Annotated in this window: 14 protein-coding genes; 11 read left to right on the top strand and 3 right to left on the bottom strand. The window is 71.1% G+C overall.

Annotated elements, in window-relative coordinates; genetic code table 11:
- Positions 1 to 50 precede the first annotated feature (50 nt).
- The 3 genes from K415_RS0104800 to K415_RS0104790 are packed head-to-tail and all read left to right on the top strand — an operon-like array spanning position 51 to position 2823.
- Positions 51 to 704, top strand: coding sequence for an SIS domain-containing protein (locus K415_RS0104800; protein ID WP_024285961.1), 654 nt, complete (start codon positions 51 to 53; stop codon positions 702 to 704).
- A gap of 2 nt (positions 705 to 706) precedes the next feature.
- Positions 707 to 2182: a xylulokinase gene (xylB, locus tag K415_RS0104795; RefSeq protein ID WP_155859367.1), complete on the top strand. Its 1476-nt coding sequence runs from the start codon at positions 707 to 709 to the stop codon at positions 2180 to 2182.
- Positions 2179 to 2823, top strand: a complete 645-nt coding sequence (locus tag K415_RS0104790) for a transaldolase family protein (RefSeq protein WP_024285959.1) — start codon at positions 2179 to 2181, stop codon at positions 2821 to 2823. Before xylB ends, K415_RS0104790 begins: the two co-directional genes overlap by 4 nt.
- Before the next feature lie 380 nt (positions 2824 to 3203).
- Here K415_RS0104790 and K415_RS0104785 read toward each other — a convergent pair whose 3' ends face one another.
- A complete protein-coding gene (locus tag K415_RS0104785) occupies positions 3204 to 3941 on the bottom strand; it encodes an alpha/beta hydrolase (RefSeq protein ID WP_024285958.1) in 738 nt (245 codons plus the stop codon).
- Complete coding sequence (locus K415_RS0104780) at positions 3938 to 5299, bottom strand: Gfo/Idh/MocA family protein (RefSeq protein WP_024285957.1); 1362 nt, start codon at positions 5297 to 5299, stop codon at positions 3938 to 3940. The genes K415_RS0104785 and K415_RS0104780 overlap by 4 nt, the downstream gene beginning before the upstream one ends.
- Before the next feature lie 48 nt (positions 5300 to 5347).
- On the opposite strand from K415_RS0104780, the gene K415_RS0104775 reads away from it, so the two are divergent.
- Positions 5348 to 7411: a glycoside hydrolase family 97 protein gene (locus K415_RS0104775; protein ID WP_081784887.1), complete on the top strand. Its 2064-nt coding sequence runs from the start codon at positions 5348 to 5350 to the stop codon at positions 7409 to 7411.
- A 77-nt stretch (positions 7412 to 7488) separates the two neighbouring features.
- Positions 7489 to 8490: an acetylxylan esterase gene (locus K415_RS0104770; RefSeq protein ID WP_231494828.1), complete on the top strand. Its 1002-nt coding sequence runs from the start codon at positions 7489 to 7491 to the stop codon at positions 8488 to 8490.
- Between the two features lies 1 nt (position 8491).
- Here the strand turns inward: K415_RS0104770 and K415_RS0104765 are convergent, their stop codons facing one another.
- Complete coding sequence (locus K415_RS0104765; protein ID WP_024285954.1) at positions 8492 to 9796, bottom strand: ROK family transcriptional regulator; 1305 nt, start codon at positions 9794 to 9796, stop codon at positions 8492 to 8494.
- Positions 9797 to 10052: 256 nt separating this feature from the next.
- Here K415_RS0104765 and K415_RS0104760 point away from each other — a divergent pair, with 256 nt between their 5' ends.
- The 6 genes from K415_RS0104760 to K415_RS24545 all read left to right on the top strand — a co-directional run bounded on the left by K415_RS0104760 (position 10053) and on the right by K415_RS24545 (position 21889).
- Positions 10053 to 11444: an ABC transporter substrate-binding protein gene (locus K415_RS0104760; RefSeq protein WP_081784886.1), complete on the top strand. Its 1392-nt coding sequence runs from the start codon at positions 10053 to 10055 to the stop codon at positions 11442 to 11444.
- Positions 11445 to 11600: 156 nt separating this feature from the next.
- Complete coding sequence (locus tag K415_RS0104755; RefSeq protein WP_231494827.1) at positions 11601 to 12482, top strand: carbohydrate ABC transporter permease; 882 nt, start codon at positions 11601 to 11603, stop codon at positions 12480 to 12482.
- The gene (locus K415_RS0104750; protein WP_231494826.1) at positions 12479 to 13462 is read left to right on the top strand and encodes a carbohydrate ABC transporter permease; all 984 of its coding nucleotides are present in this window, start codon (positions 12479 to 12481) and stop codon (positions 13460 to 13462) included. The genes K415_RS0104755 and K415_RS0104750 overlap by 4 nt, the downstream gene beginning before the upstream one ends.
- Positions 13463 to 13528: 66 nt before the next feature.
- Positions 13529 to 16579, top strand: coding sequence for a glycoside hydrolase family 38 C-terminal domain-containing protein (locus K415_RS0104745; RefSeq protein WP_024285950.1), 3051 nt, complete (start codon positions 13529 to 13531; stop codon positions 16577 to 16579).
- The gene (locus K415_RS0104740) at positions 16579 to 18297 is read left to right on the top strand and encodes a glycoside hydrolase family 13 protein (RefSeq protein WP_024285949.1); all 1719 of its coding nucleotides are present in this window, start codon (positions 16579 to 16581) and stop codon (positions 18295 to 18297) included. Before K415_RS0104745 ends, K415_RS0104740 begins: the two co-directional genes overlap by 1 nt.
- 91 nt (positions 18298 to 18388) lie before the next feature.
- Positions 18389 to 21889, top strand: coding sequence for a carbohydrate-binding protein (locus tag K415_RS24545; RefSeq protein WP_231494825.1), 3501 nt, complete (start codon positions 18389 to 18391; stop codon positions 21887 to 21889).
- Positions 21890 to 21897: the final 8 nt, after the last annotated feature.

The following is a 21897-nucleotide window of genomic DNA, read 5'->3' as shown; positions in this document are numbered from 1 at the left end:
CGGCTCTCATCGAGCCCGCCGCACGGACCCCCACCACCATGAGGAGCACCATGCCCGACCCAGAGCCCGCCACGATCCTCGCGGCCGCCCGTGAGGCCATTGAGACTGAAGCGGCCGGGGTGCTCGCTGTCGCCGAGCATCTCGACGAGAGCTTCGTCCAGACCGTCGAACTGCTGGCCGGGTGCACCGGAAAGGTCTTCGTCACTGGCTCAGGGACGTCAGGGGCAGTAGCCCGGCGGATGGCGCACCTGCTCTCGGTCTGCGGCACGCCCGCTGTGTACGCCCAGCCGATGGACGCGCTGCACGGGTCGATGGGTGCGATCGTCGAGGGCGACATCCTCATCGCCATCTCCCATGGCGGCGAGTCCAACGAGGTCAACGAGCTCGCCCGGCGCGTGCGTGCCCGCACCGTCCCGATCGTGTCCCTGACCTCCGCCCCCGAGTCCACTCTCGCCCAGCTCGGCGACATCACCGTCGTGCTGTCCGACGAGGACGTCGACCCCGGTGGAGTCATCGCAATGGGCAGCACCCTGATGGTCGCCGTCTGGGGTGATGCACTGGCCTACGTCCTGATGCGGCGCAGTCGCTACGGTTGGGAGCAGGTCCTGGAGACCCACCCGGCCGGTGCGGTCGGGCAGATCGCCGAGCTCCCCGACTCCCTGCCGTCGTTGTCCGGCACGGGCGCGGCGCACCCGGAGGAGTGAGCGTGGGCGTCGTCGCCGGCATCGACAGCTCGACCCAGTCCTGCACCGTCGAGCTGCGGGATGCACTCACCGGAGTGCTGATAGGCCAGGGCCGAGCACCGCACCCGCCGACCTACCCGCCGATCAGCGAGCAGCCTGCGCACGCGTGGTGGCAGGCGCTGGTCGTCGCTCTGGGGGCCGCGGTCAGCGCCGCCGGGATCAGCGGCCGGGAGATCGACGCGGTGAGCGTCGCAGCGCAGTGCCACGGCCTGGTGATGCTTGACGCCTCGGGCGAGCTGCTGCGCGACGTGAAGCTCTGGAACGACACGACCTCGGCGCCGCAAGCGACTGCGATGGTCGAGCTGCTGGGTGCTGCCACCTGGGCTGACGCTGTCGGCTCGGTCCCGACCGCCGCGTTCACGATCACGAAGCTTGCCTGGGTCGCCGAGCGTGAGCCGCACCTGCTCACCCGCCTCGCGCAGGTCATGCTCCCGCACGACTACCTCACCTTCCGCCTCACGGGACGGGCGGTCACCGACCGCTCCGAGGCATCGGGAACCGGGTACTACGCCGCCCACGAGGGTCGTTGGCGCTACGACCTGCTCGATCGGCTGGTCTCCCCGGACGTCGACTGGCCCGCGGTCCTGCCCGTGGTCCTCGAGCCCGGCGAGCCTGCCGGGCAGGTCACGCGAGCCGCGGCTGAAGTCTTGGGGCTGCGCCCCGACGTCGTCGTCGGTCCAGGCGCGGGTGATCAGCACGCCGGAGCCCTGGGCATCGGTATGGCGCCGGGCGAGGTGCTCTACAGCCTGGGTACCTCGGGAGTCGTCATCAGCGTCTCGCCAGACCCGGTGCACGACCCGACCGGCTGGGTCGACGGAGTCGCGGACGCCGCAGGCGGCTACCTGCCTCTGGTCTGCACCCTCAATGCCACCAAGGTCACGGACACCATCGGGCGCATCCTCGGGGTCGACCACACGGAGCTCGCACGCCTCGCCCTGGCCGCGCCGGTCGACGAAGAACGACCGACCCTCGCCGCATTCCTCGACGGTGAGCGCTCCCCCGACCGCCCCCGTGCCACCGGCCTTCTCGGTGGGCTCACCACCGCAACAACCCGCGAGGGCCTTGCCCTGTCCGCCTACGAGGGTGTGCTCCTCGGCCTTCTCCGTGGCCACGACGCCATCCGTGCCGCAGGCGCGACGGCCGACGGGGCCGTACTCGTCGCGGGGGGCGGTGCGCGGTCCGCCGCGTATCGCCAGGTCCTCGCCGATCTGCTCGGAGCGCCGGTCTACACCCGCGACGCACCCGAAGCGACCGCCCGTGGAGCGTGCATCCAGGCTGCCGCAGTGCTCAGCCGGGCTGACATCGGGACGGTGCGCGACTCCTGGACGCCGCCCACCACGAGCACCACGATCCCTCGTGCCGCGGTCCCTGATGCCGTTCGCGAGCGCTACCTCGCGTTGGCGGAGGATCGCACGTTCGACAACGAAGGGATCGCATGACTCTCTACCTCGACTCCGCGGACCGCGACGCACTCGCTCCGCTCCTCGCGACAGGTCTGTTCGCCGGGGTCACCACGAACCCGCTCCTGCTCGCGCGAGCAGGGCTGACCAGCGCCGATCTTCCGGCGCTGCACGACTGGGCCGTCGCCCACGGCGCTCGCACCGTCTTCCTTCAGACGCTCGGCACCGACGTCGACCAGATTGTTCGCGAGGGCGAGAATCTGAGGGCGTTGAGCGAGCGTGTCGTCGTCAAGGTCCCCGCGACCCGGGCCGGGCTGACCGCGACCCGGAGGCTCGCGGACTCCGGGGTACCCCTCTTGGTCACCGCGGTCTACCGGGCATCTCAGGCGCTCCTTGCCCAGGCCGCCGGCGCGCAGTACATAGCCCCCTACCTCGGCCGGATGACTGCTGCCGGCCGATCCGGCTACGAAGAGATTCTCGCCATGCGGCGGATCCTGACCGAAACCACCCTGGAGATCCTCGTCGCGAGCATCAAGGACGTTGAGGCGGTGATTGCGCTCGCGGCGGCCGGTGTGCCTTCATTCACCGTCGGCCCCGAACTCGCCGCGAAGCTCCTCGACGACGACCTCTCGAACGCCGCCGCCCAGGAGTTCGAGGCGATCGCGCTCGCCGGATCCTGACGGCGCTCGGATCGGGGCGCACGGGCCTGAAGCTCTGGCTCCTGACGAGCGGCTCGCCTATCGTCTACGCGGCGGAGATCTCGGACACCGGGCTGCACTCGCTCGATGGTGCTCGGCACCTGCGTTCGATCGGGGCGCCCGGGAGCGTGACCCGGCTTCCCGGACACCTGACCCACCGGAACCACTGTCGCCCGGCAACAGGAACCGCGTCCGCGACCTGCCAGCCAGGGACCTGAACCGGGGTGTCCACCATCTCCCGGAGTCCCACACTGCGGATACTTCCTCGGTGCTGCCATGACCCTCATCCTCCGTGGCTTGCAGCCCTCCACGGAACCCGGGGCGATTCAGCTCCGGGCGTCCCGTCGATCGTGTTCGTCGAGCTAGCGGAGTCCGCTCGGCTCGAAGCAGCCGCGTCTCAGCCATCCCTCGCACAGGTCCGTCCACTGTCGAATCGTTGAGTTGTCCCGACCAAGGCCCAGCCCGTGCCGACCGTGCGGGAAGACGTGCAGCTCGACCGACACTCCCGCCTCGATGAGTGCCTGCGCGTAACGCAGAGAGTGTGTGGCCGGAACAGTGGCGTCGTCGGCCGTGGTCCAGACGAAGGTTGGTGGCGTGGCGCGGTCGACGTGGCGGTCGAAGGACACCTGCACTCGTGTTCCGCGTGACGGGTTCGTGCCGAGGATGTTGTGGGTACTGCCGGGGTGGGGGTGGACCTCGAAGCTGATGACGGGGTAGGCAAGGATCGCGAAGTCGGGCCGCTGACCCGCTCCATCGCCGGTCACCTGGCCGCCGGCGGTGGACAGCGCGGCGGCGAGATGCCCTCCGGCGGACGAGCCGATGACTCCGACGGGAAGGTGGACCGGTGTTCGGCTGCGCACGTGCCGTAGTGCGGCGCGGGCGCCGATGAGCGCGGCAGGCCATGCGTGCGGCCCGACGGGGTAGCGCAGGACGTAGGCGTCGTACCCGAGAGCAGCGAGCCATTCGGCGTAGGGCTCGGCCTCATGGGGGGCGTGGCGTTCGTAGCCTCCGCCGGGCAGCACGAGGACGCCGCCGATGGGTTCGCCCGCGGCAGGGACGAGAGTCGTCGAGTCGGTCACGGCGCCTGAGGGCGTGATCACGGTTCGAGCCCGAGATCCGCCACGGTCACCGGCTGACCCGTGGCCAACGATCGGTTGGCCGCGAGCCCGACGACGGCTGAGGCGATGCCGTCGCGCCATCCGGCCGGCCGGCCGAGCGGGTCGTCGCCCGGGCCGAGGAGCACGTCACGCAGCAGCAGGGCGTCCCCGCCGCCGTGGGCGCCCTCGCCGCTGGGGATCGGCACTTCGTACGCCTCTTCGAAGTGCCGCTGCACCACGAGACGTTCACCGTCGAGGCGTGCAGCACCAAGGCGGGTCCCGCCGTGGTCACGCCTAGCGGAGGGGTCGACGACCTCGCTGTCGGGCAGGTGGGCGGCGCGCTCCACGACGTCGAGCTCGGCGCGTCCACGGGTTCCGGTGACCGAGACGCGGTATCCCTCCCAAGGGCTGTAGGCGATCAGGGAGTAGGTCAGCTGGACGCCGCGGGTGTAGCGGACCATCACCGACATGGTGTCCTCGATGGTGACTCCCGGTGCGAAGACGTCCTGGTCGCGCCGGTACCCGTCGAAGCGCTCACCGTCGAGGTACATCCGCCGGAACGGCTCCGAGCTGCGCAGGTCCATGGCCCACGGGTCGACCGGCGCCTGCAGGCTCGGGCCGCCGGGGGCGCCGGGTGTGCCGCGCTCAGGCCGAGGCAGACCCGCCTCGCCGAGGCCGGCGCCATCGGGCCCGTAGAACCGCAGCGCACCCTGGGCGTAGATGCTGTCCGGCCAGTCGGCGAGCCACCAGTTGACCAGGTCGAAGTGATGGGTGGCCTTGTGCACCAGCAGGCCACCGCTGTTGGCCTTGGCGCGGTGCCAGCGACGGAAGTAGTCGGCCCCGTGCCCGGTGTCCAGCAACCACTCGAAATGCACCGCCGTCACCTCGCCGATCGCGCCGGAGGCGATCACCTGCTTCAGGGCGCTGTTGCGCGGCGAGTACCGGTAGTTGAAGGTCACGACGGGCTCGCGGCCGGTCGCCTCGGCTGCGGCCTGGATCTGCCGGCAGCCGGCGACGGACATGGCCATGGGCTTCTCCAGGATCACCTCAGCGCCGGCGTGCAGTGCGCGTGCCACCACGTCGCCGTGAGTGCTGTCCGGGCTGGCCACCACCACGACATCGACTGCCTCGGTGCGGATCATCGTCTCAAGCTCAGGGGGCGCATACGTCGCCACCGGCGAGGCTCCCGCGGCGTCGACGACCTCGTCGTAGTAGCCGGACCGGGCCGGGTTGGGCTCGCACCAGGCGACGATCGACCCCGCCCGGCGGAACGGACCTAGCAGCGCGTCGACGTACATTCCCGCGCGGTTTCCGGTCCCCACTATCGCGAACCGGCGAGGAGTCGTGTCGGCGGTTGTCATTCGGGCTCTCCTTGACTCGGGCCGCCGAGGAGGCGGTTGGCGAAGGCAATGTGGATCGGCGGCCTCGGAGAACGAGCGTGGCGCCATGCGTCCGTCCTGGCCACCGGTGTGCTCCGTCCTCGTCCGGGGATCGTGCCTGGACATTACTCCGACAAACAGAATAATGTACGACGGCGGGTCCGGCCAAGAGTCGTGCCGACCGAGCAGGCGGCGATGCAGAGGGGACTGACGATGCGGTGGACGTTTGCTTCGCCGGGGGGCGACGTCGCTCTGACGGTGGGGCTCGACGGCGCTGGGCGCCTGTCATGCGACGCGGCGCGGCGAGGCGCCGACCAGGTGACTGTGCTGCTGGGCATCGAGCGGGCAGACGCCTCGTTCGACGCCGGGCTGGCCGCGCTGGGCGCGCCGGTGGTCGGGGCCGTCGACGAGGCGTACGAGATGCGTCACGGGAAGCGCAGCCGGCTCCATCATCACGCCACCACGGCGACCGTCGCCGTGTGCAACGCGGCGGGCGATCGGCTCGACCTCGACCTGCGGGTGTATGACACCGCCATCGCGTTCCGGTACCGCTTTCCGGAGAACGACGACGACGGCCGGCTTCGGACGGTCACTGGCGAGATGACGACCTTCAGACTCCCGGCGGACGGGCGGGCGTGGCTCCAGCCCGTGTCACCGTCCGACAGTCCCGACCACGCGCACGAGAACCTCTACGCCAACGGCGTCCCGATCGGCACGCCGTCACCGTCGCACGCGTGGGACCTCCCCGCGACGTTCGAGGTCGAAGGCCATTGGCTGCTGGTCGGCGAGGCCGACCTGGACGCGGGCTACCACGGCGCCCGGCTGGCCGGTGCGCCGCACGGGCGCTCGTACGCCGTGGTCGGGCCCGACTCCTGGGAAGGGCGCGGCCTGGGGGCGGCGCAGGCGTCGTCGACCCTGCCGTGGACGTTGCCGTGGCGGTTCATCGGGTTCGCGGACACCGCGGCGGCGTTGCTGGAGTCCACCGTCGTGACGGACCTGGCCCGGCCGAGCCGCCTTGCTGACACCTCGTGGATCCGCCCAGGCCGCGCCTCGTGGAGCTGGTGGTCGGACGTGTCCAGTCCGCGTGACCTCGCCACGCTACGCCGGTTCGTCGATCTCGCAGCCGAGATGGGGTGGGAGTACTCGCTCATCGACGCCAACTGGACGGTCCACTCTGAAGCGGAGATGCGTCAGCTCGTCCGCTACGCCGCCGCCCGCGCGGTGGGCATCTGGCTCTGGTACAACTCCGGGGGCCCGCACAACGACGTTGCCGGGGAACCTCGGGACCTCATGCACGAGCAGGTCGTCCGTCGGCGCGAGATGGCCCGGATCGCGGCGTGGGGGGTCGTCGGGCTCAAGGTCGACTTCTTTCACTCCGACAAGCAGGATGGCATCGGCCGCTACCTCGGCATCCTGGAAGACGCAGCCGAGGCCCGGCTGATGGTCAACTTCCACGGCTGCACCGTCCCCCGCGGCTGGGAGCGGACCTGGCCGCACCTCATGACGATGGAAGCGGTGCGTGGCGCTGAGTGGTACCTGATCAACCTGGCCTTCGCCGACGACGCCGTGTGGCACAACACGGTGCTGCCCTTCACCCGCAACGTCATCGGGCCCATGGACTACACGCCTGTGACCTTCAGCGACACCTTCCGGGCGCGGCGCACCACCGCGGCGCACGAGCTTGCGCTCGCCGTCGTCTTCGAGACCGGGATCCTGCACTTCGCCGACTCTGCCGAGTCGTACCGCAATCAGGACCCGGCCGTGCTCGACGTCCTCCGCCGCGTGCCCGTAGCGTGGGACGACACTGTGGGCCTGGCGGGGGAGCCGGGCGATCACGCCGTGATGGCCCGGCGCAACGGCGACACGTGGTGGGTCGCGGGCATCAACGGCCCCAACGCGAACCCGGGGGCCGACCTCGACCTCACCCGGCTCGGGCCGTTGCGTGGCACGTGGTGCATCGTGCACGACGGGGCCGGGCGCGACAGTGTCTTGACGCGGGAGGTGCGGATCGACGACCAGCCGGAGTTCGCCGGCTTCCGAAGTCCGCCGATGGCCGCTGGCGGCGGCTTCGTCGCCCGCCTCGAAGCCCACTGACCGCGCAGTCCGAGTGCACAGCGCCGCGACCGAGGCGACCTTCGCACCCGAAGGCGCCCGAACGAGCCGAGCCCGGGATGTCACCGGTACGAGACGAGGAGACCATGCACTTCGACCTGCCGCTCGACCAGCTGCGCCAGTACCGGCCCGAGATCGCGGTGCCCGAGGACTTCGACGGGTTCTGGGCAGGCACCCTCACAGAGGCGCGACGCCACGACCTCGGTGTCAGCGCGGCGCTCGTCGACACCGGGTTCGCCGCGATCGAGACGTACGACGTGCGATTCGCCGGGTTCGGTGGCCACCCGATCCGTGCCTGGCTGCGCGTACCGGCCGACCGCCGAGGAGGGCAGGCGCCGGTCGTCATCGAGTACCACGGCTACGGCGGCGGCCGCGGGTGGGCGATCGACCCGGTCATGTGGCCGCTCGCCGGCTACGCCCACCTGTCCGTCGACACGCGGGGCCAGGGTGCGGGGCGGCAGCGGAGCGCCACGCCCGACCCGGAGCCGGGCGACGCAGGAGAGCCGACGGGGTGGATGACACGGGGGATCCGCGCCCCTGAGACGGCCTACTACCGGCGGGTCTTCACCGACGCCGTGCGTGCGGTGGAAGCCGCCCGCACCCTTCCCGGCGTGGATCCGGCCCGGGTCGTCGTCACCGGCGTCAGCCAGGGCGGCGGCATCGCGCTCGCGGTCGCCGGTCTCGTACGGGATCTCGCGGCGGCAATGGTCGACGTCCCGTTCCTGTGTCACATCGAGCGCGCGATCACCCTGACCGACCGTGACCCGTACCAGGAGATCGTGCGCTTCCTGCGGGCGCACCGCGAGGAGGAGCCGGTCGTGCTGCGGACCCTGTCGTACGTGGATGCAGCCAATCACGCCGTGCGCGCGAATGCTCCCGCTCTGTTCTCCGTCGGGCTGATGGACCTCACCTGCCCGCCGCGGACCGTGTTCGCCGCGTACAACCGCTATCACTGCGACGACAAGGAGATCGTCGTGTACCCGTACAACGATCACGAGGGCGGTCAGGCACCGCACGAGCAGGCGAAGCTGGACTGGCTACGTGCGCGGGTAGCGCCCTGACTCAGCCGAGCAGCAGGGCCGAAGGCCGGGCGGCGAACGTGCCGTCGAGCACGAGGCTGGCCGCGCCGAGCGCGCCGACGTCGGCACCGAGCGAGGTGCCGACGACCCGGACGTCGTGGATGTCCCGCATCACGAACTGCGCAGAGACCTGCGACTCCAGCGTCGGCAGGTAGTGGCGCGCGGCCGGTTCCCAGGCCGGGCCACCGACGACGAATAGGTTCGCGTCGGTCAGGTCGGCAACCGTGGCGATCGCGCGGGCGAGCCGCCGCGCGCAACGGTGCAGGATCGCCAGTGCGCGCTCATCGCCATCGTCGGCAGCGCGACAGACCAGAGAGAACCGTCGGATCGCCCCCATCCAGTTGTCCTCGTCGGGGCTGGCCCCGAGGACGCCGGCTGCCTCGGCCTCCCGGGCCAGGGTCAACGGGGAGACGGTCACACCGAGGCAACCGCGCTGGCCGCACGGGCACGGCGGGCCGTCGACGTCGACGATGAGGTGACCGATGTCGCCCGCGTTGCCGGAGTGCCCGCGCACGACGATGTCGTCGGTGACGATCCCGACGCCCACGCCGGTGCCCAGGTACAGCAGTGCGAAGTCGCTGGCGCCCACGGCGGCTCCCGCCCAGCGCTCGGCGACTGCGGCGGCCGTGACGTCCTTGTCGAGGACGACGGGGAGTCCGGTGGCCTCCCCGAGGCGGTCGCGGAGCTTGACCCGGTGCCAGCCGGGCAGATGGGGCGGGTCGACGACGATCCCGCCCTCCGTGTCGATCGGTCCGGGTGAGGCGATGCCCAGCCCGACGATGCTTGTCGCATCAACGCCGGAACGCGTGATGAGGTCGTCCAGCGAGCGCGACATCTCAGCAAGGATGCGGTCGGGCTCGGTGGTCACCCTCGTCTCATGGCTCGCGTGCGCGACGAGGCTGCCGCCCAGGTCGAGCAGGACGTAGGTGATCGTCGCCGGATCGATGTGCAGGCCCAGAGCGTGCCGGCTGCCGGGTACCAGCTCCAGGGTCCGGCGGGGCCGGCCGAGCCCGGTCGAGCTGGTGCCGGTCTCGGCGATCAGCCCTTGGTCGAGCAGGCGCTGGCAGATGTCGGATACCGTCTGCGCGGCGAGCCCGGTGCCGGCGGTCAGCTCGGCGCGGGAGACGCCCGCGCGGGAGCGTCGGATGGCGTCCAGGACGACAGAATGGTTGAAGTCGGCGACGTGCGTGAGGTTCGACCCTCGTCGCAGGCCCGGCCGCCGTGCGGTGGGCGCCGAACCGCGATTCGTCACCTCGAGCGAATTCCGGCCGGACGCCATCTGCGCCATCACTCCCTGAGTCCTCACCGTGCCGACGCCACGACCGGGCCCCGCCACTCTAGCCGGGACGGCGTGCGACCCGGGTCATCCCGGGTCTTGACTAATTCTGATTGCCGGACTTAGTCTACGGCTCGTTGGTGCGCGCTGGCCCACGTGGCCCGCGTGCGGCAACGAGGGTGGGTGGTTCGACCTGCGGGTCGCGTCCCGGTTCCAGCCGTGTCCCGCCCGGTCGCAGGCGATCGGGCCACTTCGTGAAGGAGTTTCGATGATGAGACGGAAGTCTTTGCACATGGGCGCGGGGGCGGTCATCGCCGCCGCGGCGCTCCTCCTGGTCGGATGCACCACCGATACTGACTCCCCGGACACGTCCGACGGTGCGGCGCCGGCGGAGAACGTCCCGGTGACGATCTCGATCAGCGACCTGCCGACCACCGAGAACCAGGAGGCCCGGGACGCGCTGCTGGCGCAGGTCGCCGCGTTCGAGGACCTGTACCCGGACATCACGGTGGAGGCGACCGAGACCGTCTGGACGGCCGACACCTTCCAGGCGATGCTCGCCGGCGGGACGATGCCAACCGTGATGTCCGTCCCCTTCACGGACATCGCCTCGCTCATCGAGCGCGACCAGGTGGCCGACATCACCGACTACATCGCCGACTCGGAGGTGCTGGCCCACCTCAACCCCGCCCTGGCCACCCTCGCCACCGACTCGGACGGGAAGGTCCGCGGTGTGCCGATCGCGGCGTACCCGATGGGCCTGATCTACAACCGCACCCTGTTCGAGAAGGCGGGTCTTGACCCGGACGACCCACCGCAGACGTGGGACGACGTGCGCGAGGCGGCCAAGGCGATCGAGGAGAACACGGACGCCCAGGGCTTCCAGGCGATGACGGCGGACAACACCGGGGGGTGGGTGCTCACCACGATGTCCTACGCGTTCGGCGGCACGCTGATCGACGAGGAGGGCGCCGCGACCATCGACAACGAGGCGACCCAGCAGGCTCTGGAGTTCTACCGGTCGTTGCGTTGGGACGACAACACGTTCGGCACCAACTTCCTGGTCAACTACGGCGACGCGAACAACGCGTTCGCAGCCGGCCAGGTGGGCATGTTCGTCCAGGGTGCCGACCTGTATCGGAACGCAGTCGTCAACCTCGGCATGGACCCGGACGACTTCGGTGTGGCTCCGCTCCCGCAGGACTCTGATGGGCTCGGCACACTGGGTGGCGGCAACGTCGCGGTGGTCAATCCGACGGCGACACCGGAGGAGATCTCCGCCGCGGTGACGTGGATCGAGTTCTTCCGCTTCGGGCGGTTCCTCGATGAGGAGGTCGCGGTCGCGCAGGCCGAGGCCGACGTCGCCAATGGTCAGGCGGTCGGTGTGCCGGAGATCCGGATCGTGGGAGCCGAGGAGTACGACCAGTGGCTCGGCTGGGTGGCAGACCTCGTCAACGTTCCCCGCGACCACTTCGAGCTGTTCCTCTCGACCGTCGAGGACGTGGCGCTGGTACCGGAGCCCGCACCCAGCGGTCAGGAGATCTACGCGGCACTCGACCCGGTGGTACAGGCGGTCCTCACCCGGCAGGACGCCGACATCGACCAGCTGCTCGGCGACGCACAGGGCACCGTCCAGGGCATCCTCGACGCCGCAAGGTGAGGTAGGCGCCCCGGCCGGATCCGTGCCCGCGGACCCGGCCGGGGGGACCGTTGGTCGGGTGCCCGGTGAAGCGCCGGGACGGGAAGGAGCGAGATGCGCGCGGCAAGCTCGAGCGTCGACGGGGCTGTTGCACCAGCGCCCCCGTCGCAAAGGTCGGTGACGCCGGCAGTCTGGGTGCGGCGCGGTGGACTGAGCACCCTCGCCTTCGGGCTGCCGATGGTGCTCGTGTTCGCGCTGTTCTCGTGGTGGCCGATCCTGCGCAGCGTGGTGATGAGCCTCCAGCAGACGAACTTCATCGTCACCGAATGGGTCGGCGTGGAGAACTTCGCGCGGGTGCTGGCCGACCCGCTGCTCGGCCGGGCAGCCTGGAACACGGTGCAGTTCATCCTGTGGTCGGTTGCCATCGGCTTCCCGACGCCGATCCTGCTGGCGGTCTTCATCGCCGAGCTGCGGCGCACGAGAGCGTTCGCGTCGGTGCTCGCGTACCTGCCGGTCATCGTGCCGCCGGTGGTGGCGGTCCTGCTGTGGAAGAACTTCTACCACCCGAGCGAGTCGGGCCTGTTCAACACCGTCCTCGGGTGGCTCGGGGTGGGGCCGTTGGCATGGCTGAACGACGGCGACCTGGCCGTCCCGGCGATCATCGTCGAGGCGACCTGGGCGGGCTTCGGCACCGCGACCGTCATCTACCTGGCGACCCTCATGACGATCCGCACGGAGCTGTACGAGGCGGCGGAGATCGACGGTGCCTCGATCCTGCGCAGGTTCTGGCACATCACGCTGCCGCAGATGCGGGGGACCTTGCTCATCATGTTCCTGCTGCAGGTGATCGGCGTGTTCCAGCTGTTCACCGAGCCCTACATCATGACCGGGGGCGGTCCGGAGAACCGGACGGTGACGGTGATGATGCTCATCTACCGGTACGCCTTCGTGTCCGGCGACTACGGGCGTGCCACGGCATTGAGCCTGCTCCTCGCCGCCGCGCTGGCCGTGCTGTCGGCGGCCTACCTGTGGGCGACCCGCCGCTGGAGCCAGTCGTGAGCGCGCCGGTGTCCGAGCTCGGCGTGAGGACCGGACCTGCCGATGGAGCGACCCGCGAGCGGGTCCGCCGCATCTGGCGCTCCCGCACGCCGAGGGAGTCGGACGGCGAGCTCAGCATCGTCTCCTTCCAGGACCGCAAGGCGCCCCGGGTCCGACTGGCGCTCGCGGTGGTGGGCGTCCTGGTCCTCGTCGGCCTGGTGCTCACCAGCGTCGGGCCGTTGGCCTGGCTCTTCAAGGCGGCGACCTCCACCTCGACCGAGACTCTGGCCCAGCCGTTCGCGCTGTGGCCCTCCGGACTCCACTGGGACAACTTCGTCGAGGCCTTCCAGCGGGTCAGGTTCGGCACCTACCTGGCGAACACGCTCTGGATCTGCCTGGGCAACTGGCTCCTCGGGATCCTCGTCGCGACCAGCGGCGGGTACTTCCTGGCAATCCTGCGGCCCGCGTACGCCAAGGTGATCTCGGCGATGCTCCTGGCGACCCTGTTCATCCCGGGCGTCGTGTCGCTGGTGCCCCTTTACCTCACCGTCATCGACGTCCCGCTGGTCGGCGTCAACCTGCTCAACTCCTTCTGGGCGGTCTGGCTCCCGGCGGCGGCCTCGGCGTTCAACGTGCTGCTCGTCGAGCGGTCCTTCGCGGCGCTGCCACGGGACGTGTTCGAGGCTGCCCGCATCGACGGCGCGGGCAAGCTCCGCGTGTTCTGGTCGATCGTGCTGCCGATGTCGAGGCCGATCCTCGGCGTCGTCTCCCTCCTCATCGTCGTCGCGGGCTACAAGGAGTTCCTCTGGCCGCTGCTCGTCCTGCCGGACGCGGGCAAGCAGCCCCTGTCCGTCGCCTTGCCCCGGCTCGAGCAGACCACCGAGCTGTCGGTGTACCTGGCTGCGCTCTTCCTCGCGCTCGCCATCCCAGTCCTGTTCTTCGTGCTCTTCCAGAAGCACTTCCTCAGCGCGGCCAGCAGCCAGGGCGCGATCAAGGAGTGACCGCAACCCCCTCCGGCCGCGGACATCAACCGCGGGCGGACCGAACGAAGGGCTCGACGTACCTCGATGCACCACAACGACCAGCACGTCACGGAGCGATCGCACCGGACTCTCGACGAGCAGCTCCTGCCCGCTGTCCACCGCGCGCGCGCCCGGGTGGACGTCGAGGCGTGGGAGGTCCCGGACGAGCCAGTCGCATTCGAGGAGGCCGTCGCGGCGGCATACCGACCGCTGGCGGTCGGCGATGCATGGGGCAGGCCGTGGGGTACCACCTGGTTCCACCTGCGGGCCCGCGTGCCCGAAGACTGGCGGGTCGGGAAGGACAGCCTCGAGCTGCTCGTCGACCTCGGGTTCACGGATTCAAGCCCCGGCTTCCAGGCGGAAGCGCTGGCCTACCGGCCCGACGGGCGGATCCTGAAGGGGATCGAGCCGCGCAACGCCCACGTGACGCTCCCTCAGCGGCCCGGCGAGCCCGTGGAGCTCTACCTCGAGGCGGCGTCGAACCCCGACATCGCCCAGGGTGGGCGTGCCTTCCTGCCGACACCGCTCGGCGACAAGGAGACCGCAGGCGACCAGCCGCTGTACCGGCTGCGCCGCCTAGAGCTGGCGATCCGCGACGTCAGGGTCTGGGACCTGGTCCAAGACGTCCGTACGCTCCACGGGCTCCTCGACGTGCTGCCGAGGGACCGGCCGCGATACGCCACCGTTCTGCGTGCGTTGGAGCAGATGCTCGACGTGATCGACCCGGACGACGTGCCGGGCACCGCCGAGCAGGCGCGCGACCTGCTCGCACCCGTGCTCGCCAGCCCAGCCAACGCGACCGCGCACACCGTCGTCGCGGTCGGGCACGCGCACATCGACTCGGCGTGGCTGTGGCCGGTGCGGGAGACCGTGCGCAAGTGCGCACGGACGTTCGCCAACGTGCTCGACCTGATGGACGAAGATCCCGACTTCGTCTTCGCCTGCTCGTCGGCCCAGCAGTACGCCTGGGTGAAGGAACGGTACCCGGCGCTGTTCGAACGGGTCCGGGCCAGGGTTGCGGAGGGTCGCTTCGTCCCGGTCGGCGGCATGTGGGTCGAGTCGGACACCAACATGCCCGGCGGCGAGGCGATGGTCCGCCAGTTCGTCGCAGGCAAGCGGTTCTTCCTCGAGGAGTTCGGGCTGGAGTCGCAGGAGGTGTGGCTGCCCGACTCGTTCGGGTACTCCGCCGCGCTGCCGCAGATCGCCGTCGGCGCGGGCAACCGGTGGTTCCTGACCCAGAAGATGTCGTGGAACGACACCAACACGATGCCGCACCACACCTTCCGGTGGGAGGGCATCGACGGCACGCGGATCTTCACCCACTTCCCGCCGGTGGACACGTACAACTCCGAGCTGTCCGCGGTCGAGCTCGACCGCGCCGAACGCCAGTTCGCGGACAAGGGGGCGACGAACGTCTCGCTCGTGCCGTTCGGCTTCGGGGACGGCGGCGGCGGCCCGACCCGGGAGATGCTCGCCGCCGCGCGGCGAGCGGGCGACTTGGAGGGTTTGCCGCGGGTGCGACTCGGATCTGCACAGAGCTTCTTCGAGGCGGCCGAGGCCGACTACGCCGATCCGCCGGTGTGGTCGGGCGAGCTCTACCTCGAGCTCCACCGCGGCACGTACACGTCCCAGGCGCGCACCAAGCGGGGCAACCGGCGCAGCGAGCACCTGCTGCGCGAGGCCGAGCTGTGGGCGGCGGCGGCCGCGGTGCGCACGGGCGCCTCGTACCCGTACGACGAGCTCGAGAGCGCATGGCACACCGTGCTGCTGCAGCAGTTCCACGACATCCTCCCCGGCTCATCGATCGCCTGGGTGCACCGCGAGGCGGAGCGCAGGTACGACGAGCTCGCACAGCGGCTCGAACCCCTGATCGACGACGCGCTCTCCACCCTCGTCGGCGCCGGGTCGTCGCCCCTGTGCGCGAACGCCGGCCCGCTCGCGGTGGCCGACGCCCCGGCCCTGGGCGTGGCGCCGGCGCTGTCCGACGGTGCCGCCCCGACGGTCACCGCCACCCCGGAGGGTGGAGCCACGCTGGACAACGGCCTGCTGCGGGTGGTCGTCGACCGGGACGGCCTGATCCGGTCCGTCCGCCACGTGGCGACCGGGCGCGAGGTCGTGGCCGCCGGCGCCGCCGCGGGCCTGCTCCAGCTGCACCGGGACACGCCGAACAAGTGGGATGCCTGGGACATCGACGCGGCGTACCGGCGGGTGCACGAGGACCTCACCGAGGCGCAGTCCGTCGCCGTCATCGACGGCGCCGACGGCGCGTGCGTCGAGGTTCGCCGGATGTTCGGCGCGTCGAGCGTGGTGCAGCGGATCGCGCTGCGGCCAGGCTCCACGTCGGTCGACCTGACCTTCGACATCGACTGGCACGAGCGGCAGAAGCTGCTGAAGCTCACCTTCCCCGTCGCCGTGCACGCCGACCGGTTCGCGGCCGAGACCCAGTTCGGGCACGTGTTCCGGCCCACGCACACCAACACGTCATGGGAGGCCGCCAGGTTCGAGGTCTGCGCGCACCGCTGGGTGCACGTCGCGGAGCCCGGCTTCGGCGTCGGGGTCGCGAACGACTCGACCTACGGGCACGACGTGCGCCGCGAGCGCACCGGTTCGGGCGACGAGGCGACGGTGATCCGCCTCAGCCTGCTGCGGGCGCCGCTCTTCCCCGACCCCGAGGCGGATCAGGGTCGGCACGCGTTGGCGTGCTCGCTCGTCGTCGGCGCGGACGTCATGGACGCCGTCGCCGAGGGTTACCGGCTCAACGTCCCGCCGCGCGCGATCCTCGGCGCGGGTCCGAGCGCTCCGCTGCTCGCCGTGGACGACCCGGCGATCGTCGTGGAGGCGGTCAAGCTCGCGGAGGATCGATCAGGGGACCTCGTCGTGCGCCTGTACGAAGCGCGCGGGGCAGCCCGGGCGGGGACGCTGACCACCGCCTTCGAGTGGGAGGCGGTGGTGGCGACCGACCTGCTGGAGCGACCGCAGGCTGAGGTCAGTGCCGACGGGCGAACGGGCCGGGTGGAGGTCGCGCTGCGCGCATTCGAGATCCGCACCCTGCGCTTCTCCGGCGCGCGGGCGGCGGGTACGGAGGAGCGGACGTGATGCCGACCGACCGAGCCGTGAGCGAACGAGCCGTGGCCGACCGAGCCGTGACCACTGCCGAGTGGTGGCGCGACGCGGTGATCTACCAGATCTATCCACGGTCGTTCGCCGACTCCGACGGCGACGGCGTCGGCGACCTGCCGGGGATCACGGCGCGCCTCGACCACCTGGCTGATCTCGGGGTCGACGCGCTGTGGCTGACGCCGTTCTACCCGTCGCCGCAGGTCGACATGGGCTACGACGTCGCCGACTACTGCAACGTCGACCCGCTCTTCGGCACGCTCTCCGACGTCGACGCGCTGCTGGCGCGGGCCCACGGGCTGGGCCTGCGGGTGATCGTCGACATCGTGCCGAACCACTGCTCGTCGGCCCACCCGAAGTTCGCCGCGGCGCTGGTGGCCGGACCAGGGTCGCCGGAACGGGAGTGGTTCGTCTTCCGGGAGGGCCGCGGCGCCGATGGGTCGCAGCCGCCCAACGACTGGCCCGGTACCGACGCCGGCACTGCCTGGACGCGCGTCGCGGCGCCCGACGGCGCCCCCGAGCAGTGGTACCTCCATCTGTTCGACGCGGCGCAGCCGGACTGGAACTGGGAGAACCCGGCCGTCGCCGACATGTTCGACGAGGTGCTGCGGTTCTGGCTCGACCGCGGTGTCGACGGGTTCCGGGTGGACGTCTCGCACGGCATGGTCAAGGCGCCTGGGCTGCCGGACATGGGGCCGCGGTCCTGGAACCAGGTGATCCCGACGGTGGACCCCGCGACGCGCCCTCCGATGTGGGACCAGGACGGTGTGCACGAGATCCATCGCCGCTGGCGGAAGGTCGTCGACGAGTACGACGGCCGCGTCCTCGTCGCCGAGGCGTGGCTGGACGCGCGACGCGGCATGCTCTACGTGCGGCCCGACGAGATGCACCAGTCCTTCAACTTCGCCTACCTGGTCACCCCGTGGCGGGCCATAGACCTGCGGACGACGATCGACGTGAGCCTCGCGGCGGACGGCTCGGTCGGCGCGCCGACGACGTGGGTGCTGTCCAACCACGACGTCGTCCGCCACGCATCGCGCCTGGGCTACTCGGCCGACTCCGCGCCTGCTGGCGGCATCGGCCTCGGGGACCCGCAGCCGGACCGCGCGTTCGGGCTGCGCCGCGCCCGAGCCGCGACCACGCTCATGCTCGCGCTTCCGGGAGGGGCCTACCTCTATCAGGGCGAAGAGTTGGGCTTGCCGGAGGTGACCGACCTGCCCGACGAGTCGCGGACCGACTACATCTGGTTCGCCAGCGGCGGGACGAGCCGGGGCCGGGACGGCTGCCGGGTGCCGCTTCCCTGGGTGCACGACGCCCCGTCGTTCGGGTTCGGGCCGGGCCCGATGAGCTGGCTGCCGCAACCCGCCTGGTTCGTGCACCACGCCGTCGACGTCCAGCGCGGGCTCGCGGGATCCACCCTCGAGCTCTACCGGCTCGCTCTGCGGCTGCGCCGCGAGCTCGGGCTCGGTCACGGCGACGTGGTGTGGCTCGAGACGCCACCGGACGTCCTCGGTGTCCGCCGCGGTCCCGTCACTGTCCTGACGAACACGGGCTCCGAGGCGATCCAGGTGCCGGTACTGGCGGGCTCCCGCCGGCTTCTCGACTCGACCGGCGAGCACACCGGCGCGCCGCTCGAGTCCCCGACCGCGACCCTGCCCCCCGACACGACGTGGTGGTTGGTACCCGATCGGGGCTGACCGTCATCGCAGACGGGCGCCGCCGAGCCGGCGCCGCACGACTCCGCCATTCGCACTCGACGAGGAGGACGAGATGAGAAGGACAACGGCAGTGGCCGCCACACGGCGACGACGGTTGGTGGCCGCGATCGCGGCAGTGGCAACGGCGATGGGCGTGGCGGCGATCGCGATCGTCGCCACGCCTGCGACGGCGGCAGGTACCAGCACGCTGGTCGGTGGGTTCGAGTCCGATGCCGAGCGCTGGTGGGCCACCGGGACCGCTGCCGCGAGCTTCGCGCGGGTCCCGGCGGCCGACGCCCCGGAGGGGTCGCAGGTGGGTCAGGTCCAGCTGACTGACACCGTCAGCGGGCTGTACGAGATCGTCCGACCGCTCCCGCTGGCGGTCGGCTCGCTGTCCTTCGCCATCAAGGCACCTGATCTCGAGCGGATCGTCGTCCGCCTGATCGACGCCACGGGACGGGCGCACCAGACCGAGCACATCCTGGACGCGACCGAGGACTGGCAGGTCGTCACGATGAGCGACCCGACCGCAGGCGACGCGTACATCGCCTGGGGCGGTGTCGACGGCGCGGGCTGGCAGGACCCGGCCGTCCAGCTGAGTCTGCTCGTCGACACCCGGTGGGTGCGCGACCCCCGTCCCGCCCAGGCCACCATCCAGGTGGACGACGTGCGCGTCGTCTCACCCGCCGTACCTACCGGTCCGCTCACTCTCAGCCAGACGACCGTGGGCAACGTCGTCGTCGGCGACGCGCCGGTGACCATCGGCTACTCGACGACCGGCGACGCGCTGCGCTGGACCCTGCGCGACGCGTCGGGCACCACGGTCGGTGCCGGTGAGCTTGCCGATCCGGGTCCCGACGGCGTGCTGCCGCTCGACGTCGGGCCGGGCTGGTACTCGCTGACGGTGCAGGCCCTTGCGGACGGCGCGGTCATCGCCACCGAATCGACGACCCTGGCGAAGGTGGCCGGTCACACCGCCGCCGAGGACAGCCCCTTCGGCGTCGCGACCCACTACGCCTGGGACTCGTGGACCACCGACTCTGTGCCGCTGGTCACCGCCGCCGGGCTGGGCACCGTGCGTGACGAGGTCTCCTGGAGCTCCCTCGAGCAGCAGCGCGGCGTCTACGACTGGAGCGTCGCGGCCTGGACGGACGTGCCGACCGGCGCTGGCCTGGACCTCTTGCTCATCCCGGGGTACGGCAACCCGCACTACGACGGCGGCGACAAGCCGACGAGCCCGGAGGCGATCGCGGCCTACTCGGCGTACGCCGCAGCGCTCGCCGAGCGGTACCAGGACGTGTCTGCGGGCATCGAGATCTGGAACGAGTGGGACCTGAGCATCGGCAACACGACCGCGGGCAGCCCGGAGGCCTACGTCGAGCTGTTGCGCGCGGCCGCGCCGGCGGTGCGCGACGTCGCGCCGGGCCTCCCGATCATCGGGCCTGCCGTGGCGATGCTCTCCACCGACTGGCTGGAGCGGACCTTCCAGCTCGGTGCGCTGGACTACGTCGACGGCATCGTGCTGCACGCCTACAGCTACCCGGCGCCGGCCGAGGCGCTGGACGCAACCCTGACAGCGGTCGACGCACTGGTGCGCCAGTACAACGACGGCGAGCCGATCCCGCTGTGGGTGACCGAGCACGGCTGGCCGACGGGCAGCAACGTCCGGGCGATCACGGAGGCCGGCCAGGCGAGCAACCTGACCAAGTCGGCGGCGATCGCGGCCGCCCACGGCGTCGGCCGGTACGTCTGGTATGACCTGCAGAACGACGGCGTCGACGACGCGAACACCGAGAACAACTTCGGGCTGATCCATCACCCGGACGACGAGCTCGGTGGCCTGACACCCAAGCCTGCGTACGTCGCCTACGCGACCGCGACCTCCTTCCTCGACGACGTCACGTTCGTCGGGCGAGACCAGACGATCGACTCGGTCTGGCAGCTGACGTACGCCTCCGGCGCAGGAGACCCCGACCTGCGCGTGCTGTGGGCCGAGCAGGACGAATCCGTCGGCATCCGCTCGGGCGCACCGTTCACGGTGACCACTCAGTACGGGGCCGCCACGGCGTACCCCGCCACGGGCGACGGTGCGGTGGTCCTCCAGCTCGACGACGAACCGGTGTACGTCTCCGGCGTCGTCGAGGCGGTGGCCGCGGACGCGTCGGCGCTGACGATCGACGAGGCGTTCGTCGGACAGCCGATCACCGTGCGATGGACGGCGGACAACACCGCCGGGACCGCCGGGCAGGAGTACGTGCTGACCGTCGACGGGCTGGCCGAGCCCGTGGTCCAGACGGTCGCCGCCGGCGAGACCGGGACCCTTGCCTTCACCCTCGCCGCACCAGCCGCTGCCGGGCCCGTGCGGGTGGTGGGGGAGCTGTCGGTCGACGGCGACCCGCGGGGTGTGCTCAGCGCCGAGGTCGATGTCCAGAAGGCGCTGGCCCTGACCGGCACGCACACGATCGACCAGGACGGTGCCCAGACCCTGCGCCTGCGCCTCTCGAACCGTGCGGCGGGCTCGTTCACCGTCGACGGGATCGACTGGACGATCGGCGATGCCGCCGGGCAGGACGGCACCGGGGCCGAAGTCGTGGGAGGGTCGGCGCTCGTCGTCGACGTACCGCTCGGCGACCTGGCCGAGCGGGTCACCTGGAGCGCCACCGCGCGCGTGGCGGGGCACGACGACCTCACGGCGGCCGGCGTCGTGGCGCCGGTCGGCGACGTCACCGACGCCGGCGAACGGCGGATCGCGGTCGACGGGGTGCTCGACGACCTCGCCGGCCTCAGCTCCGTCACCTTCGGCCTCGACGAGGGTGTGCTCGAGGCGACGGCCTGGTACACGTGGGACGCCGACGCCCTGTACCTCAGTGCGGCCGTGACCGACGACGTGCACCACCAGCGGGCGACCGGTGGGAACATCTGGCAGGGCGACTCCCTGCAGCTGACGTTCGTCGCCGGTGCGCCAGGCGAAGAGCTGCGGACCTACAACGAGATCGGCGTCGCGCTGACCCCCGAAGGGTCGGAGCTGTACCGGTGGCTACCGGCCGGCGGCACCGGGTCGATTCCCGGCGCCCAGGTGGCGGTGACGCGGGACGATGCCGCATCCCTGACTGTCTACGAGGTCGCCCTGCCGTGGTCGAGCCTCGGCGGCTGGGACCCGGGCGACGGCCTGTTCGGCTCGTCGCTCGCGATCAACGAGAACGACGGGGCGGGCCGGACGTGGGCAGAGTGGGGCGGCGGCATCGTCAGATCGAAGGACCCGTCCCTGTTCAACGCTGTCCGGCTGGTGCCGGCCCCGCCGGCACCGGAGTGGGATCCGGGCGCCACCTACCTCGCGGGTGACCTGGTGTCGTACCAGGGCGCGGAGTTTCTGGCGTCGTGGTGGACCCGCAACCAGGAGCCGGGCAACCCGTGGGGGCCGTGGCAGGAGATCGTCACCGCGCCGGACGGCACCGCGGTCTGGACCCCGTCGCGCATCTTCGGCGGGGGCGACGAGGTGCTCCACGACGGCGTCAGGTACGTGGCGCAGTGGTGGACCCGCAACCAGGAGCCCGCTGCAAGTCCCTGGGGGCCCTGGCGGCCGACCGCGTGAGACCGACC

It is taken from the genome of Cellulomonas sp. KRMCY2, assembly GCF_000526515.1.
Lineage (GTDB): Bacteria > Actinomycetota > Actinomycetes > Actinomycetales > Cellulomonadaceae > Actinotalea.
Note: the sequence above shows the minus strand (reverse complement) of the source record. Positions and strands in the feature narration are given on the sequence as shown.